The 15,150-nt window shown below is 32.2% G+C and carries 14 protein-coding genes and 1 pseudogene; 1 reads left to right on the forward strand and 14 read right to left on the reverse strand.

Translation table 11 applies throughout. The features are described from left to right. Window positions 1-44 precede the first annotated feature (44 nt). From KQI38_RS21225 to KQI38_RS21245, 5 genes are all read right to left on the reverse strand, one after another. Window positions 45-197 carry a cyclic lactone autoinducer peptide gene (locus KQI38_RS21225; RefSeq protein ID WP_216563050.1) on the reverse strand — a complete coding sequence of 51 codons (153 nt, stop codon included), beginning with the start codon at window positions 195-197 and terminating at the stop codon, window positions 45-47. A 1,625-nt stretch (window positions 198-1,822) separates the two neighbouring features. Continuing rightward, window positions 1,823-2,518 (reverse strand): hypothetical protein, encoded by a 696-nt coding sequence (locus KQI38_RS21230; protein WP_154442670.1) that lies wholly within the window; start codon window positions 2,516-2,518, stop codon window positions 1,823-1,825. A 1,102-nt stretch (window positions 2,519-3,620) separates the two neighbouring features. Continuing rightward, on the reverse strand, window positions 3,621-3,884 hold the full coding sequence (locus tag KQI38_RS21235; RefSeq protein ID WP_216563051.1) for a helix-turn-helix domain-containing protein: 264 nt from the start codon (window positions 3,882-3,884) through the stop codon (window positions 3,621-3,623). A gap of 12 nt (window positions 3,885-3,896) precedes the next feature. After that, entirely contained in the window at window positions 3,897-5,714 is a 1,818-nt protein-coding gene (locus KQI38_RS21240) for a VirD4-like conjugal transfer protein, CD1115 family (RefSeq protein ID WP_216563052.1), read from the reverse strand. A 63-nt stretch (window positions 5,715-5,777) separates the two neighbouring features. Further along, a complete protein-coding gene (locus tag KQI38_RS21245) occupies window positions 5,778-7,199 on the reverse strand; it encodes a DUF3991 and toprim domain-containing protein (protein ID WP_216563053.1) in 1,422 nt (473 codons plus the stop codon). A 338-nt stretch (window positions 7,200-7,537) separates the two neighbouring features. On the opposite strand from KQI38_RS21245, the gene KQI38_RS21250 reads away from it, so the two are divergent. After that, window positions 7,538-8,086, forward strand: coding sequence for a hypothetical protein (locus KQI38_RS21250; protein ID WP_216563054.1), 549 nt, complete (start codon window positions 7,538-7,540; stop codon window positions 8,084-8,086). 219 nt (window positions 8,087-8,305) lie between these two features. Here KQI38_RS21250 and KQI38_RS21255 read toward each other — a convergent pair whose 3' ends face one another. The 9 genes and pseudogenes from KQI38_RS21255 to KQI38_RS21295 all read right to left on the reverse strand — a co-directional run bounded on the left by KQI38_RS21255 (window position 8,306) and on the right by KQI38_RS21295 (window position 15,149). Continuing rightward, window positions 8,306-9,553, reverse strand: coding sequence for a tetratricopeptide repeat protein (locus tag KQI38_RS21255; RefSeq protein ID WP_276515621.1), 1,248 nt, complete (start codon window positions 9,551-9,553; stop codon window positions 8,306-8,308). Window positions 9,554-9,811: 258 nt separating this feature from the next. Further along, a pseudogene (gene mobP3, locus KQI38_RS22915) lies at window positions 9,812-10,972 on the reverse strand (MobP3 family relaxase); the annotation flags it as partial. 6 nt (window positions 10,973-10,978) lie between these two features. Continuing rightward, entirely contained in the window at window positions 10,979-11,401 is a 423-nt protein-coding gene (locus KQI38_RS21265; protein ID WP_216563057.1) for a hypothetical protein, read from the reverse strand. 408 nt (window positions 11,402-11,809) lie between these two features. Further along, entirely contained in the window at window positions 11,810-12,064 is a 255-nt protein-coding gene (locus KQI38_RS21270) for a DUF6103 family protein (RefSeq protein WP_216563058.1), read from the reverse strand. 47 nt (window positions 12,065-12,111) lie between these two features. Then, window positions 12,112-12,498 carry a DUF6103 family protein gene (locus KQI38_RS21275; RefSeq protein ID WP_216563059.1) on the reverse strand — a complete coding sequence of 129 codons (387 nt, stop codon included), beginning with the start codon at window positions 12,496-12,498 and terminating at the stop codon, window positions 12,112-12,114. A gap of 16 nt (window positions 12,499-12,514) precedes the next feature. Further along, entirely contained in the window at window positions 12,515-12,895 is a 381-nt protein-coding gene (locus tag KQI38_RS21280) for a DUF3846 domain-containing protein (protein ID WP_216563060.1), read from the reverse strand. Between the two features lie 12 nt (window positions 12,896-12,907). Next, window positions 12,908-13,483, reverse strand: a complete 576-nt coding sequence (locus tag KQI38_RS21285; protein ID WP_216563061.1) for a DUF6329 domain-containing protein — start codon at window positions 13,481-13,483, stop codon at window positions 12,908-12,910. Between the two features lie 12 nt (window positions 13,484-13,495). Continuing rightward, window positions 13,496-14,605 (reverse strand): C40 family peptidase, encoded by a 1,110-nt coding sequence (locus KQI38_RS21290; protein ID WP_216563062.1) that lies wholly within the window; start codon window positions 14,603-14,605, stop codon window positions 13,496-13,498. Between the two features lie 7 nt (window positions 14,606-14,612). Then, window positions 14,613-15,149, reverse strand: coding sequence for a gamma-glutamylcyclotransferase family protein (locus KQI38_RS21295; RefSeq protein WP_216563063.1), 537 nt, complete (start codon window positions 15,147-15,149; stop codon window positions 14,613-14,615). Window position 15,150: the final 1 nt, after the last annotated feature.

A 15,150-nucleotide genomic window follows, 5' to 3' on the forward strand; every position in this document is an offset into this window, starting at 1 on the left:
AGCTCAGTCATCTGATAACTATTTAAGTTTGTCTAATATATGCATTAGAACTTACGAAGCTTCTTAGCTCCTTCTGGTAATTTAGGTTGGTGAGCAATAAGCATACAGGTTGTATTAACATTTAATGATGTTACCATTAAAGCTAAGCTCGCCAATGTCATACCGAATTTTAACCCCAAACTCCTTAAGTTTCTCAAAGCTAGCCCCCCTTTCTTTGTTAAATAATTGTTTACCTTTATTATAACAATTTAATATTTCTATGCCATAATTTGTCATGAACTATATATTTTAATGTCATGAACTAAGATTTTTGTTAAGAAATAGATCATTAAATCCTCTTATATTATTTCTTATGATGGAAACTCATAGATTTTTTATATGATAGACTAGACTGTTTATAATGTTCTTTTTCTGATGTTAAATATATTCTTAAAGTGAGTCCTTCTTGTAGGTTCAACATGAACTCCACCTCGGTCCATAAAAAAGACAAACTACTCCCTTGGTGGGTAGCTTATCTTCTTTATTATGTTTCATTATTTTTCCAAAAAATATCTATTAAATAAATTACCTCCATTTTTCCCATACCTTTCGTCTTTGGAATGTACTTCCATATTCACTACAGATAATCTTACTGTACCTAGACACTACTATCCCCAACACACAAAGACTTACAAACAAGACTTATAGGGCGATTACATAAACTGCAACTGGTTATATTGCATCATAGAAATTTCACCTCCACCGGGATCTCCGCTGGCTGCCCCATTGGGATATCTATGGCTAGGCAGAAGTATCATTATAGGCTGATTGGGTTATGGCAAGCAATCTACCATGGATTGTTTTATGGATCAGATGGGTACCGCTCTGCACCTTAGAAGGCCGACTTTTATATTAGCAGAAATCATATCTGCGTATACAGGTGGTCTTGACGCATCTTCCATTGTCGCTTATCCATTTTTGGCTTATCAGCTAATATATTTATGTAATCGGATATTAATTTTTCAAAGTACAATCTATAAAATAAAAACAGGGAAGAGAAAAATAATATCCCTTCACCTATTTCCACACTTAAACCCTATTTTTGAAGTCAGTTTTTATAAATTTTTTATTCTTTCTCCTAATTTCTTTTTTGCATTATCAATACTATACTTGACAGCACGAATGGAATATCCCTCTAACAGCGCTATTTCTTTTAATGTAAAACCATAGTTATAATATAAAAATAATGTATATTTGAGGATTGGGATTTCTATATCCTCTTTCACCTTAGCCTTATTTATATAAAACAATTGGAGTAAAAAATTATGTACTAAAAGAAGTTAGTAAAAAGAAAAAAGACGATTAATTAATCGTCTTTTTCATGTATCTATATTCAAGTATCAAATATGTTGTAATCATTGAAAGAATAAATAATAAAGTAAATGAGCCTCTTATTACAAATGTGTAATTGAGATAAAACTCCTTATAATCCATTAATGGGTATAACCTTATTGGATTTATGGAATGATATATAAATACCAATGATAGAAAGATAGTGGATATAATTTTTAATATTAAATCTTTTTTATAGTTTTTATAATTTTGTTTCTTCGGTTCTCTATTATATTTTAAATTAAATATAATAAATGCTATTAAAATACTTAGGATTATTTTAAAAAAATATACTATAAAAATATTAAAATATTCATATAGATTTATTAAATTAGCAATTATTAAAAGTATTATAACTCCAATTATAAAAAATGATAATATTGAGATAAATACTTTTAATTTATCTTTAATTTTAATAAAATTCACCTCTTCTAATAATTATACTTTAAATTTAATTCCATAATTTTGTTTCCGCAAGAACAGTTATAGATCCTTTATTTCTACCATCAGTAACATCTGCAGTTGTAGTTGCACTAAATCTAAATCCTTTTCTATAATAACTAAAATGAGTAAAGTCATTACTTCTTGGATAACGTATACCGTCTCTATTTGTGTTATCAACATAAATTCTAAGTTCTCTATTTGATACTTCTGAATCACCAGTTGGTTTCCATCCGTAGAATACACTTTCCAGTTCATTGTCCATTCCGAAATTATCTATCCAAACTAATCCAACAAGTGCAGTAACTCCAAGTTTTGTTGCTTTATCTTCTATTTCTTTAGGTCTAGCATATGCTGTCATTGAATATACCGATTCACCATCAATTTCTCCAAGTTTTTTTACTGTATAACCTGTTTCTATTTCTGGCGTTTCTGAAGGTAATGTAGAAAAACTTCCTATTAAAGATTCTTCAGAAATAAAGTCTCCTTCGATTTTTATTTGATCTATTATTTCTTTAGGAACTTCATTATCGATAACTCCATTAATTGCATTATCTAATTCTCTGTCAATGTCTATTGATGATATTAATTCTTCTAGTTTTAAATCTTTTTCAGTCATGTTATGTTCTTGTGCTAATACATTAACACTTGGGATTAACATTAGAATTGCTAAAAAAACTGGCAATACTTTTTTGATTTTAAACATAATACCACTCCTTTTTTTAATTTTTCACTTTTATATATTGTTCTATTTTCTTTAGTCTAATTTCTTTTACAGATACTATTTGTTTTAGCTGACTTAAATCTCTAATCTCAGTCAAATTTTTTAGTATTTCACATTCGTCAATATCACAAGAAAACACTTTGTATGAAAAAGAGTATAACTATCAATGCACATTAAAATAAAGATGCATCAGATATAATAATTGGCTTCACTTTTTTTAGGAACATTCTTTGCCATTAAAGCATATTCTATTTTAGCTAATCCTCATCTTCAAAATTTGCATGCTTTAGCTGTTTGGAAGTACAATCATTATAGCTAATAATACGGATAAAACTTTAACTTATCTCATTTCTCAACACCTCCCTTTTTTTATTTAGATTTACTTCTGAAAAAACAATAATCAATAAACCAATACTATATATATACATCTTTTCCATACAACTTACCTTCCTTATTTGAAACTACTGACATAATTTTAAATTGCTTATGCTTTTTAGCATCGATAATGCTGAAAATATTAATAACTCTTATACATAAGAAGATAAAGATTCAATTGTAATGAAGAATTAAGGCATGTCCAAAAATTAAATTATTTATTTTCTTATCTTTTTATATTCAATTATATATTCTTCAAATTCTAAAATCAGCTGACTCTTGTCCTTTTTTTGAAATTTTCACTATATATCAATTCATGGTAATAGTAAAGCCTACTTATTTGATTTGACAAATAATAACCGATATTTATAACTTATAAATATCTATTAAATAATCCCCTTAACCTTGTGTTTATTATAATAATTTTATATTTCTATGCCATGATTTGTCATGAACTATATATTTTAATGTCATGAACTAAGATTTTTATTAAGAAATAGATCATTAAATCCTCTTATATTATTTCTTATGATAGAAACTCATAGATTTTTTATATGATAGACTAGACTGTTTATAATGTTCTTTTTCTGATGTTAAATATATTCTTAAAGTGAGTCCTTCTTGTAGGTTCACCATGAACCCCACCTTAGTCCATAAAAAAGATAAACTACTCCCTTGGTGGGTAGCTTATCTTTTTTATTATGTTTCATTATTTCAAAAAATATCTATTGGATGAGTTGCTTCCATTTTCCCTATACCGTGGTTCTTTAGTAAGTAGACCACACCGTATAAGATCCGCTATACCTCTCTTTACTGTACTCCTTGACATAGAGGTTTCCCTTGCAATGGTATTTATGGCTGGCCAGCATTCACCCTTTGCATCACTTCTATCTTTAAGGTACATGTATACTGTTTTTGCACGAGTTGGAAGTTCATCACCAGAGTAGGAATAAATTGTTCCAAAATAACTCAAATCTTATCCCTCCTACGTTCTTAATGTCGGCCTTCTTTTTTTATTAACTGAATCTATTTTTGATGATGGATTATGTGACATTACACCACTTTTATTTTTTTCATCTCCTGATTCTATTTCTTCAATATTATCCTCAAACTCTTGATTCTCTATATTTTCTTCTAAGGTTTCCTTGTCTGCATAGAAAACCCTTCGATATGATTTTTCCTCCATAATATATAGTTTACCAAATGTAATACCCCAATCTAAAAACAAACGGAGTACAGTCCTCATTGGATGCACTCCTGTTTTCATAATAATAAAGTTTCCCTTTGGTAAAGACTTTAACTCATCTGCTGTTAATAGTGGACGCTCCATCATCTGCAGACTCTGTGAAGGATCATTTTTACCTCTGCTGATACTTCCACTCATAACAGTCCTACTTCCAAGTGCTTTAGATAGAACTTGAGCTGTTTCAGAATTCGGTGCAAATCCTCCAAAGATAGTTACTTGACAGTTATCAGTTATAATCTCGCTACCCTCCTTTCCATAGTTTTTATCAAGCTGTGCAAAGGATTGAATAATAGGAACCAATGATATTTTTCTGGAACGACCTGCACTAAGCATCATTTCAAAGGATTCTATCTTTGGAATTGTCCCTATTTCATCTGCATAAATCATTACTCGATTTGGAAGCTTGCCTCCATTTTCATCAGCTACTGTTAACATTTCACGGTAGAATTGTTGTAAAAATAAACTTACCATAAAATACTTCGTATTGTCTTCCTCTGGAAGTATTAAAAATATAGCAGATTTTTTATTACAGAAAGTTTCCGCATCAATTGCTGTATCAAAACATAAAATCTGCTCCATCTCTGTATCTAAAAAAGCATTAAGTCTTGATAGTACTGTAGATAGAACCGACGCCATTGCTTGTTCAGCTGAGTTTAAAGCTGCACCTGCAAACCATCTTGCCTTATGCTCTGGAGGAAGTTTATCCATTAGTAACTGAAATTGACTCTTTCCTTTAACTTTACTTGGTTCCATTAAATCCTGCACCATTTTGAATACACTGATGATATGCCTAGTATCAACTAATTCACCATCTTCTTTTGTAGGGGGAAGATACTCTGCTATAAGCAAAATAACAGCAGTTAAGAGTCCTTCAGCTGCATCATAAAAGAAAGCATTTTGTCCATAGGCAGAACTATCACCTGTGGAATTTATAATAGTCTTTGAAATAATCTTTGCATATTTTTCAGCCTTTGCCTTAGCAGAAATATTATTGTGATCTTCCCTATATCTATCCATATACTTATTAACTAAATGCAATAAATTATTACCATCACTTCGTGTAGGATTTCTTAAATCTATAACTGCAATATTATATCCATAACACTCTTTAGCAATCCTTCCATAGTTTCTGGCAAGATCTCCTTTTGTATCCGTAGTTATAAAACTCATGCCAGTTGCACAGGCATATTCCAAATTAGGATAAAGAAAAAATGCAGTTTTTCCTACACCTGCTGCACCGATCATAAGACAATGAACATCTGCAGTGTCTACCAGTGCTGTTACATTATTTTTAACTCCCTTACACCCAACTATGATCCCTTGCTCCGTAGGTAATTTTTTTCCTTGCCTCCAATCTGAAACATTAAATGACACATGCTTATAGGTTTTTAGAATTTCATTCTTAGTAGCAAATCTAGCTGTACCATGCTGACCATCACCAACTGTTTTCGACTTGATTCCATTTAAGGTATAATAATGTGAGAGTAGCGAGATACCACCTATTACCATAAACATCAAGGCTGCCATTCCTATAAGCCAATATACTTGTGAGTCCATAAATCAACCCCCTTTCATCTTCTGCACTTTAAAATCACATTATAAAATTGATCTTTCCTTCAACTACATAATCATCTCCTTGATTTGTTTTTGATTTTGTCTTTGTTCCTGATTTTGTTCTTGTAGTTCAATCAAAATAATTGCCTTTAAACTATGCTGGGCAATTGATTCATAAGCTTTTGCAATATTTAATTTTTCATCTTTAGAAATGATTTCCTCATATCTATTCATTTTTAACATTTCCTGTCCAATCATATCTAGCCGATTATTGAGACTACTGCGATTCTCATATGCTTTAAATCCATGGTAAAATCTATTCTTAACTAGAGCTATATCTTGGCTAGTTCCTAGTTGCTTATATTCCTTCTCAGCTAAAAGCAAAGAAAAAGCAGATAGTTGTTTTAATGTTTCAACTATCTGCTCCATATTACTTGTTTTAGTTTTTTGGAATAATTTATTTAATTTTTCTAATGAATCATCTTTCCCTTTTAATTCAGATGTTAGATTATAAATCTCTAAACAAATTTTATCTCGTAGAGGATAATGTGGATGTTCCTCTGCTGGTATTGCAGGAAGATTAAGCCTTGCTTTAAGATCTTCGTTCCAGTCTTTGTACTCAGGCATAAGCTTACCACATTTGATTTTTTTATAGGTCAATATATCGTAGAACTTTTCGCTTGCTTCAATACCTGCCTTGTCATGATCTAAACATAGTACTACATGATCAATATGAGGATTTACCTCAAGTATCTTTAGCATTGCCTGTTCTGATAATCCACATAATGATATATAACTATGGGACTGCCAATCTTTCTGATATATTGTAATAAAGGATAACATGTCAATAGGTGCCTCAAATACATAAAGCCTATTACTCTTTCCAATATAGTTAAAGCTATAGCATGGATCACTGCTATCAATATTTCCCTTAAAAGGTTTACCGATATTATATAATCCTTGCTTATGCCCATGTCTTGGAACTTTATTTTCATCGAAACCAACAAATACTGCATTATGATATTCCTTTGTTTTATCCTTTGATAATTCACAGCTTTCATATATTAATTTTTCCTTTGCAAAAAAACTAATTATATCCCTATCAATACATCTTTGTTTAATTAAATAAGCAAAGACTCTACGCATATTAATATTTTTATTTGGCAAAGCGAAAGGTTTTTTATCTTCTTTTTTATTCTCTTCTGCTCTTTTATGTGTTTCCCCATAACCATCTCCTAGTAAGAATGTAACTGCATCTGGGAAACTCATTTGGTAAAAATATTGAATAAAATCAATTGCTAAACCACCTTCTCCATTACTATGATCATACCATCTATTTCCCCTGATAGTTATGCTGCGATCACTGTCTAGTCTTTTTTCCCTTCCTGATTTAAGTAGTTTTTCTCCATGTGCTTCAAGAAAATTTACAAGATCAATTTCATTTGCCTGTTGCTTTTGTTCTTCTGTAAAATGAATATAAGTAGACATAAATTCCTCCTTACTGGTCTCTATCTTATAAATAATATTCTGTTTTTCTTTATTAAATTTATCTTGAATTACTAAACCCAAACACATCTTTTGTGACCAAGTCATATATAGATTGCATCACAATCCGATTAATAGTACAATGATACTAACTTGAATGAAAGGATGTCGAAATAATGCCATTTGATTTTGTTAAATATAAACACTATTCTATTAATTATACAGATTTATTCAATAGAATTAATTCTAACAGAATTTTAAACGATGCGTATGTCCAAACCCACTACTTAAAACGGTGGAGAGAAGTATTAGAGTACCATGATGCTGCACTTACAAACCAGTTGAGCACTGAAAAATCAATTTTTGAATTGAAATTACGTTTACAATCTGAACCAGAAATATTTCAAATCCCAATGCATCATGCAAATACTGAAATTCTTCTTCATTTTAGAGCATCTATCGCAAATGCACTTATTGCTAATGAGAAATCAGAGGCACAACATATCCCACTTAGCGAATTTATAAGAAAAGATGGGACAATACAATGGAATCCTATTGATACAAATGTTGATGCATATGCAAATGCTAAAGAACCAATAATTGCTATACCCTTTCTAAGTAATCAATATAATTTATTAGTAATAGATGGGAATCACAGGCTTACTTATAAAACCCGAAGCAATATAGATGACATTCATGCATTGATTATCTCCGAGCTAACTGTAATAGAACACTCTCTTTTTTCAAGTGGTTTTGATAAGATGTATTACATTATGCATAATGAAATTAATCATATGGCTAATGCTACAAACCATCAAAATATTGCCGCTATGCAGATAGTTCAACGGTCATATCTCACTGACGGAAAGTTTAAATTCCATCAATGGTAAACTTTTTATATCTAATATTTCATAATAAGGCTCATACCCCATCATTGATATTTTTCAAAATAATGTAGAAATATAAGACTCAACAAAAATAGCGAAATATATAATGAGTAATAAATTAATTTATAAAAAGAAGGGGGTAACCCTTCTTTATGTTGTTATTAGCCATTGTAATAGTAGCTTATCAGATTTTTAAACTACAAATTTATGAAATTTAGGATTTTATAATTCAATATTCTGCTGTTCATGGTCATCTTTCTTATGTCCCTGTGCCATCTTCTTTTCTCTTAGCTTTCTTAATAGCTTGCTATCAATCTTAACTCCAACTCCAGATGACTTTAATGGAACATTATCTTCAAATGTCTTACTCATATGATGAAACATCTTTGATACTATTAAAGAAACTGATTGGTTATAAAACTTATCCATATTATCTAGAAAAAACTGAGCATATTCATTTCCTTGTACAGCAGACAATGTAAACCATTTTATTGCCTCTTCCTTATTTCTTGGCACACCTTCACCCATTAAATATATTTTTCCGAGTAAATACTGTCCATATTGATTTCCTTTTTCTGAAGATAAATGAAGCCATTTTATCGCTGATGAAATATCTTTTGTTATGTCTTCTCCCTTAAGATATAGCTTACCAAGCTGATATGCTGCATACTCATTTCTTTCCTCTACTGATAGTTTAAATAATTCTACTGCCTTATAAATATCCTTCTCAATAAAATTACCGTTAAGATAAACCTTACCAAGAGCGTATTGTGCAAATTGATTGCCCCCTTCTGATGCTTCTCTTAAATATTCAATTGCTTTATTTATTTCTTCCCTTGTTGGATCTTCTTCTGCAAGAATTAATTTTGCAAGAGAATAACAGGCAAATGTATTTCCAAGCTTTGCTGACTTTTCATAATACCGTTTTGCTTCCCCTATATCTTTTTCAGTACCGATTCCATTCTGAAGCATCCAACCAAGTCTATATTGAATTTTATCATCATGACTTTTCTTTTCTAGTTTTTTAAAGCCTATAAAGGCAGATGAGAAATATTTATTTGCTTCTTCCTCATTTATATCAGTTCCAATCCCATCTCGATACATCTTTGCAACTTCAAAATCAGCATATGGAAACCCCTGCATTGCAGACCTTAAATATAAGTCAAAGGCTGTTTCATAGCTCTGCTCAACTCCTTGGTCTCTATAATAAAGACCACCCAGGGAATACTCTGCAAACTTATATCCTTCCTCTGCTGATAAGGTAAGCCAGTATGCTGCTCTTTCATAATCTACTTCTGTTCCAAGGCCTTGTGAGTAAATTTTACCTATACGGTACTCTGTATATTTCCAAGACTTTTTATCTTCTACTTTATGAAAGGCATTAAGAGCTTTTTCATACCATGCATATGATTCTTCCATATCAATTTCTACACCAAGACCATCTGCAAAGATTCTTCCCATATTAAACATGGCAAGGGCATTTCCTTTTTCAGCTTCAGATTGAAATAAATAAAGGGCATCCTCAAAATCTTGTACTATATCATCTATACCATATAAGAATTTGCAAGCCCTTTTATAATCATCACTCCACTTCACATAAACATCTTCAGCTATATCCTCACTAACTTCTATTTCATTAGTTAAATCTAAGTTGCTACCTTCTACCTCAATAAACTCTGTATTTTCTTCAGCTCTATTATCTATTTCTTTATCTATTTCTTTACCATCAATATCATTATTGGTTATTTCCTCAAAGGAAAAGATGACCTTGTTATAATTATCCGCCTCTTTAATAATCATATTTTTAATTGATTTAAATTCTTTTTGCTTTGATAATGGCAAAGACTCTGGCAGATTATCCATGTAGCTATTAAGTACTTCATTACGCATTTCATACCATAGGCCATATGCCTTGCTTATCCTTTCATCCTTGGCTAGTTCATCTACAATCTCATCTACCATAGCCTTAAGCTTTGGTTGTAAATATCCATACTGTTTCTTTCCTTTGCTGAATTTCAATCTTTCTGCAAACCCTATAAACAATTCCTCTACCTTACTATTTTGGATAGTGTTATTTTTAATTTCAGCTATTAAATTTAATAAGACTTCTCTTGATTCTTCTTTTAATTCATCTCTTCTTTTACTTTGTTCTATCTAGATTTTTTTTAGCTCTTGACCAAAGATATTTTTTACAAATCCTGATTTCATTTTCTCTATGCCTTTTTTAGTTAGATATCCTTCCTTGGGATCTGTTGAATAACAAATCATGTGAATATGGGGATGATGGCCCTGATTATGAAAGGCTGCATACCACTGAAAGTTCTCAGGCTTTATCTTTAAAGATTCAGCAATATCTATGGCATAGTAAGAAAGCATGTTGTGCCAGCTTTCTGCATTGTCAAAACCAAGCCTTGCAGCATCCTCTCGCCTTAAAGAAATAATTGGAGTCCAAACATCTCCCTCATGATTTGCAACTTCATCTGCAATCCTACTAAGGACTAGGTTATCATCCCTACCAGTAAATAAACCATGCTTTCCGATCTTTTCTACTCTTGGTCTATTAGCTATATAATCTACATAGTTTTTCCGTTTTCCAATCTTATCGAAATTTTCTTCTATTGCTATGGAAATAAATTCAGAGGCATTTTCTATTGTTGGATTTTTAATATAATCCTCATATTCAAATAATTTTTTTGTATTTGGAAATTCTTTAACCAGTTGTAATATTAATTCCTCCTGTTTTGTTGTAGAAGAAAGATTTCTATTTTCTATATTAACTTTTTCTACTCCATCACGAGTTGCAATATAATTTACTAAGTTTCCAAGATGAGCCGATATTTTATCACTCCCACCTTTTAGATAAGGACACTTTAAAATAAGTCTTGGCATAAATTATCACTCTCCAACTCCCTGCTGAAACTTTATCGCCTCTTCCATAGATATCTTGCCTCTTGTCTTTCTTACCTGCTGAACACATCTTCCCCTAAGACTACGAAGTTCTTCCTCACTAATTTCTAATCCAGCTGCGAGTATATTCATCATCATACTCATTTCTACGGATAGACGAAATAAATTATTAGCATTCCTATTTTCTGTTTCCTTAAGTATTCCCTGTATTGCTGAGATTAGTATTTTAGATAGATATCCTGTAGTATCTTTGCTAACTAAATATCCCATATAAAAGTTTAAAGCCTTGTCTATAAATTCACTGCGACTTTTACAATTATCCTTTTCCAGTAAGCTATCCATCTTTTCTATTGTTTCAGGATATAGCCATACTGCTGTCCGTTTCTTTACTGTACTCTTTATTTCTGCCAATTTTATTTCACCTCAATATCTAATATTTTGTCTTGACCACCTCTAGGTGACATCTATAAATCCCCATTTTATTGGCTTTCTATTATTTACGACCACCTATGATAGCACAAAACCTTATTTCCGACCACCCAGCTTAATTCCTTCAACCCACGGCACTGCCGGGGGATGTGACTGGAAGGTGGAATCTTTTGACCACCTTCCTTTATCCTGCACCAAAATCAATTGGGGAGTTCGCCCTAGTTATTGTGATATTATATAGCTGAAAATCAAGTTATTTACCTATTTCTTCTCTCCCATGGTTAGTCGGCACATTTGCCCCAAAACTCGATTAGCTATAGATTAGGTATAACTATGCCACTACCCTCTTTATAATGGCACACAGGGGCAAATACGCCTTCAAAAATTGTCTTATTCTTGCATAATAGAGCTACTATCATCTACTTCCTTAGCTTTGGCTGATTTTTTAGGTCTTTTAGCCTTAATTTCCTCTTCTTGTTTTTCATCGATATATTCCCTTACATTAATAGGTACATGCTTTTCATATAATTTTTGCAGCTGATCTGCTAATTCACCTTCTAAGTCCACTTCCTTTTTCTCCATATATCTTTTGACAGCTCTCAGCTTTTCAGCATCAACACTAATCCTAATGACATCCTTTTTCATCTAAACTTTCCCTCCTTCTATATTCCTTAGAATTCATTTAAAACCTATTACATACTCATTGTCATCCCTTGATTTTGTTCCTCAGTTTGGTCTGATGTCTCTTCAATTTCTGCTTCATTTATTGTTTCAGCGGTTTCTTGTTCCCCAGTACTTTGACTTCTCCCAGCCCTTCTTCTTCCTCTAGTTGTTGTATTTCTAGAGGCAGTTTCTGATGTGTTTTCATTTGCGCCAGATACTATTTCTCTTTCCATTTCATCACTACTATCATTTCTGTCTAAGTACCTTCTGGTGGCAGATGGAACATATTTGTCATAGGTGTTTTTAATATGCTTTTGTAGTTCCTCTTCAACAGTCAACTGCTTTTCATTCATGTAAAATCTTAAGGCATCTAACTTTTCTTTTGGAAAAGTCACTTGCAGTGTTACTTTTTCCATGATCTATTTCTCTCCTTTAAAAATCAAAGCTTATAAATTCCATCCTCGGCTGTGCCTCAGGTTCTTCACCAGTAAACTCTTGAATCTTACTAAATTCATTTGTATATTGTTCTACTTGTTCCTCAGTGAGGGAGATAAATTCTCCATCACAACTATCTCCTGCAATAAAAAAAGGACCAGCAATAATGTCATTACCAATCCTTCGATTTAATTCCATCCCATTTAATTTTCCTTCTTCATTACACACTAATATGCAATTATCATCTAGATATATGCATTCAAATAATCCTTCAACTTCTCCTTGGATACCTTCTAAATCATTATTTATTTCCTTTTCATAAGGTAATTTCTGCGGTTCAATTTTTAAAATACGAATTGTCTTTTCTATATTATCCATTATATCATCCTCCTACATTTTCATATTTTGCTCTTGCTTTTCTTCATCTAAATTAATACAGTAATCAAGATATAGGGTAATATCAAAGCATTCATCTTCAATTTCAATCTCTGCAATTTCTTCTCTTCTGTGAAGTATATCTAAGAGCATTGTGCCGATTCCGTTATTTTCTTTTACTATTAACCCATGGTTTTCTTCTATTTCATCAAAGTAAATAGCCCAGCTTCCATTGGATGAGTTTTCTGCAGCTTCCTTTATTATTTGTCCTGCTACTATTGAAATTTGCTCTTCAATATATGGCTTTATATTTGGCATAAATGAGGTATACCTTGGATAATCGTGTCCTTGACTATCAATTAGAATCCCATCCCCACCTTCCCTATCAAGTGCCAATAATCCATGGATCTGTCCCATAGAGTCTCTATACATTTCTTCTTTTCTTTCTATAATGAAGTCCCTATCTTCTAATAAATTGTTACTAAATTCTTCAAACTCATCTCCGCTCATTAATTCAATACCTTCAATTACACAATTTTGTGTATTAAATTCAGATATTTTTCTTTGTAATATTGCCTTTGTAATTAGCATAAAATCCTCCTTTTATTTCAGAATATGTGGTCTCCCATACAGCACCTGTTTATTTGAATCAAATAAATTTCGATATACTACCTTGCCCTTTGAATAAGAAGCATCGATAACCTTACCACCTCCTGCATAGACTCCCACATGAGTAATATTCATAAATCTCCCATTTGGCTGATGACTCCAAAATACTAAATCTCCAGGTACTAAATCATTTTTTGAAATAGTAAGATTATTATTTACACAAAATCTCGCCTGCTCAGCTGCAGTTCCCGGTATGATGATTCCAATCTTACGATAGCTCCACATGGTCAAATAACTGCAGTCAGTGTATCTTCCTTGTCCCCTTCTTTCTTGTGAATAAGGATCTCCAAGTCTTGACATGGCAAGTCTCACTATTTCAGAACCTTTTTCTCCTTCTGGCAAATCATTATATAAATTCTCCAGTTCTTCTGGAGTAAGGCTTTGTATCCAGTCCTCCCATTCAGCAAAACTATCGCCTTCACTTGGTGCAGGAGTTCCATATTTTATCCTATAATAGATTTCATTGGCATTTGCCATATCTTCATAGGTCACTATCTTCCCCATCTCCGATTCTATATTCCTATATATTTCTGATAGATTTGTTATGGGGATAGCCGTCATATAAATTTCTTCATACTCATTACCCTCTGAATCAGTTAAGGTTCTTGTTCGGTCCTCATAGATAACAAAGCAATCAATATACTTTCCTTGATTCACCCTAGATGGATGATTTTCGCCGAAATACAGAGAATAAAAAATAGCCTTAACTCTGATTGAGTCTAGACTATCTACATCTTCTATTTGGCTGTTTACCCCCTCCATCTTCCCATCAAGTATTAAAAAGCTCCTACGCATATCTTCTATATGTCCCTTGTATTCTTCAGGAATATTCCCTGATATAATGGATTCATTAAAAGATAAGTATAAGGCATTATTGTTATGACTTGCTGTTCCTGAAAGTAACCCGCATAGGATAACAATGATTAATATAAAAGGAGACAGGATTGCTGCAATAGTCCATCCTATTCCTTTTCTCAGTCTTTCATCTGACAAAGCCGATATCGCCGCCTTTGCAATAACTCCCATTGAAGCTGGATCTGCCATCTTTTTATCACCACCATTTCATTCCAAATACGTCTCCTTGCTTAGGTTCGTATTCATCTATCTCTTTAAACTCTTCTAGCCTATTCAGGTTTTTCTCTACTGCATTGTGAAGAATATTTGTATCAAATTCTGCATCAATATAACCTTCCTCTATGGTTTTCAGATAATTTTCTGAAGGATTCCCCAGCCTATGCCCTGCTGTCATTATATAAATCATTGCTATAGTTTTGTGATCACCTATAGTGATTTCAACTCCAACCTTATCATAAAAACTTGGATATCCTTCATATCTGTCAAGTGCTTTCTCATCATCAGGCTTGATACTCCATAGTAAAACTGGTACTGTACTTCCTTTACATGGTTCTACAGTTACCACTGCATTATGTCTTGACCCACGGAATACAAGCTCATAATCTTTCAGCTCCGATGTTCCAATGACTCTTGCAGTAGGACATCGGTGTTTCATCTGACTTAAATTTAGGTTGCTTCCATAGGCAATATATAGTTTATGGGTTGAGTCTTTATCTATCTTTCTTTCTTCCATC

The sequence above is a fragment of the Tissierella carlieri genome (assembly GCF_018917285.1).
Lineage (GTDB): Bacteria > Bacillota > Clostridia > Tissierellales > Tissierellaceae > Tissierella > Tissierella carlieri.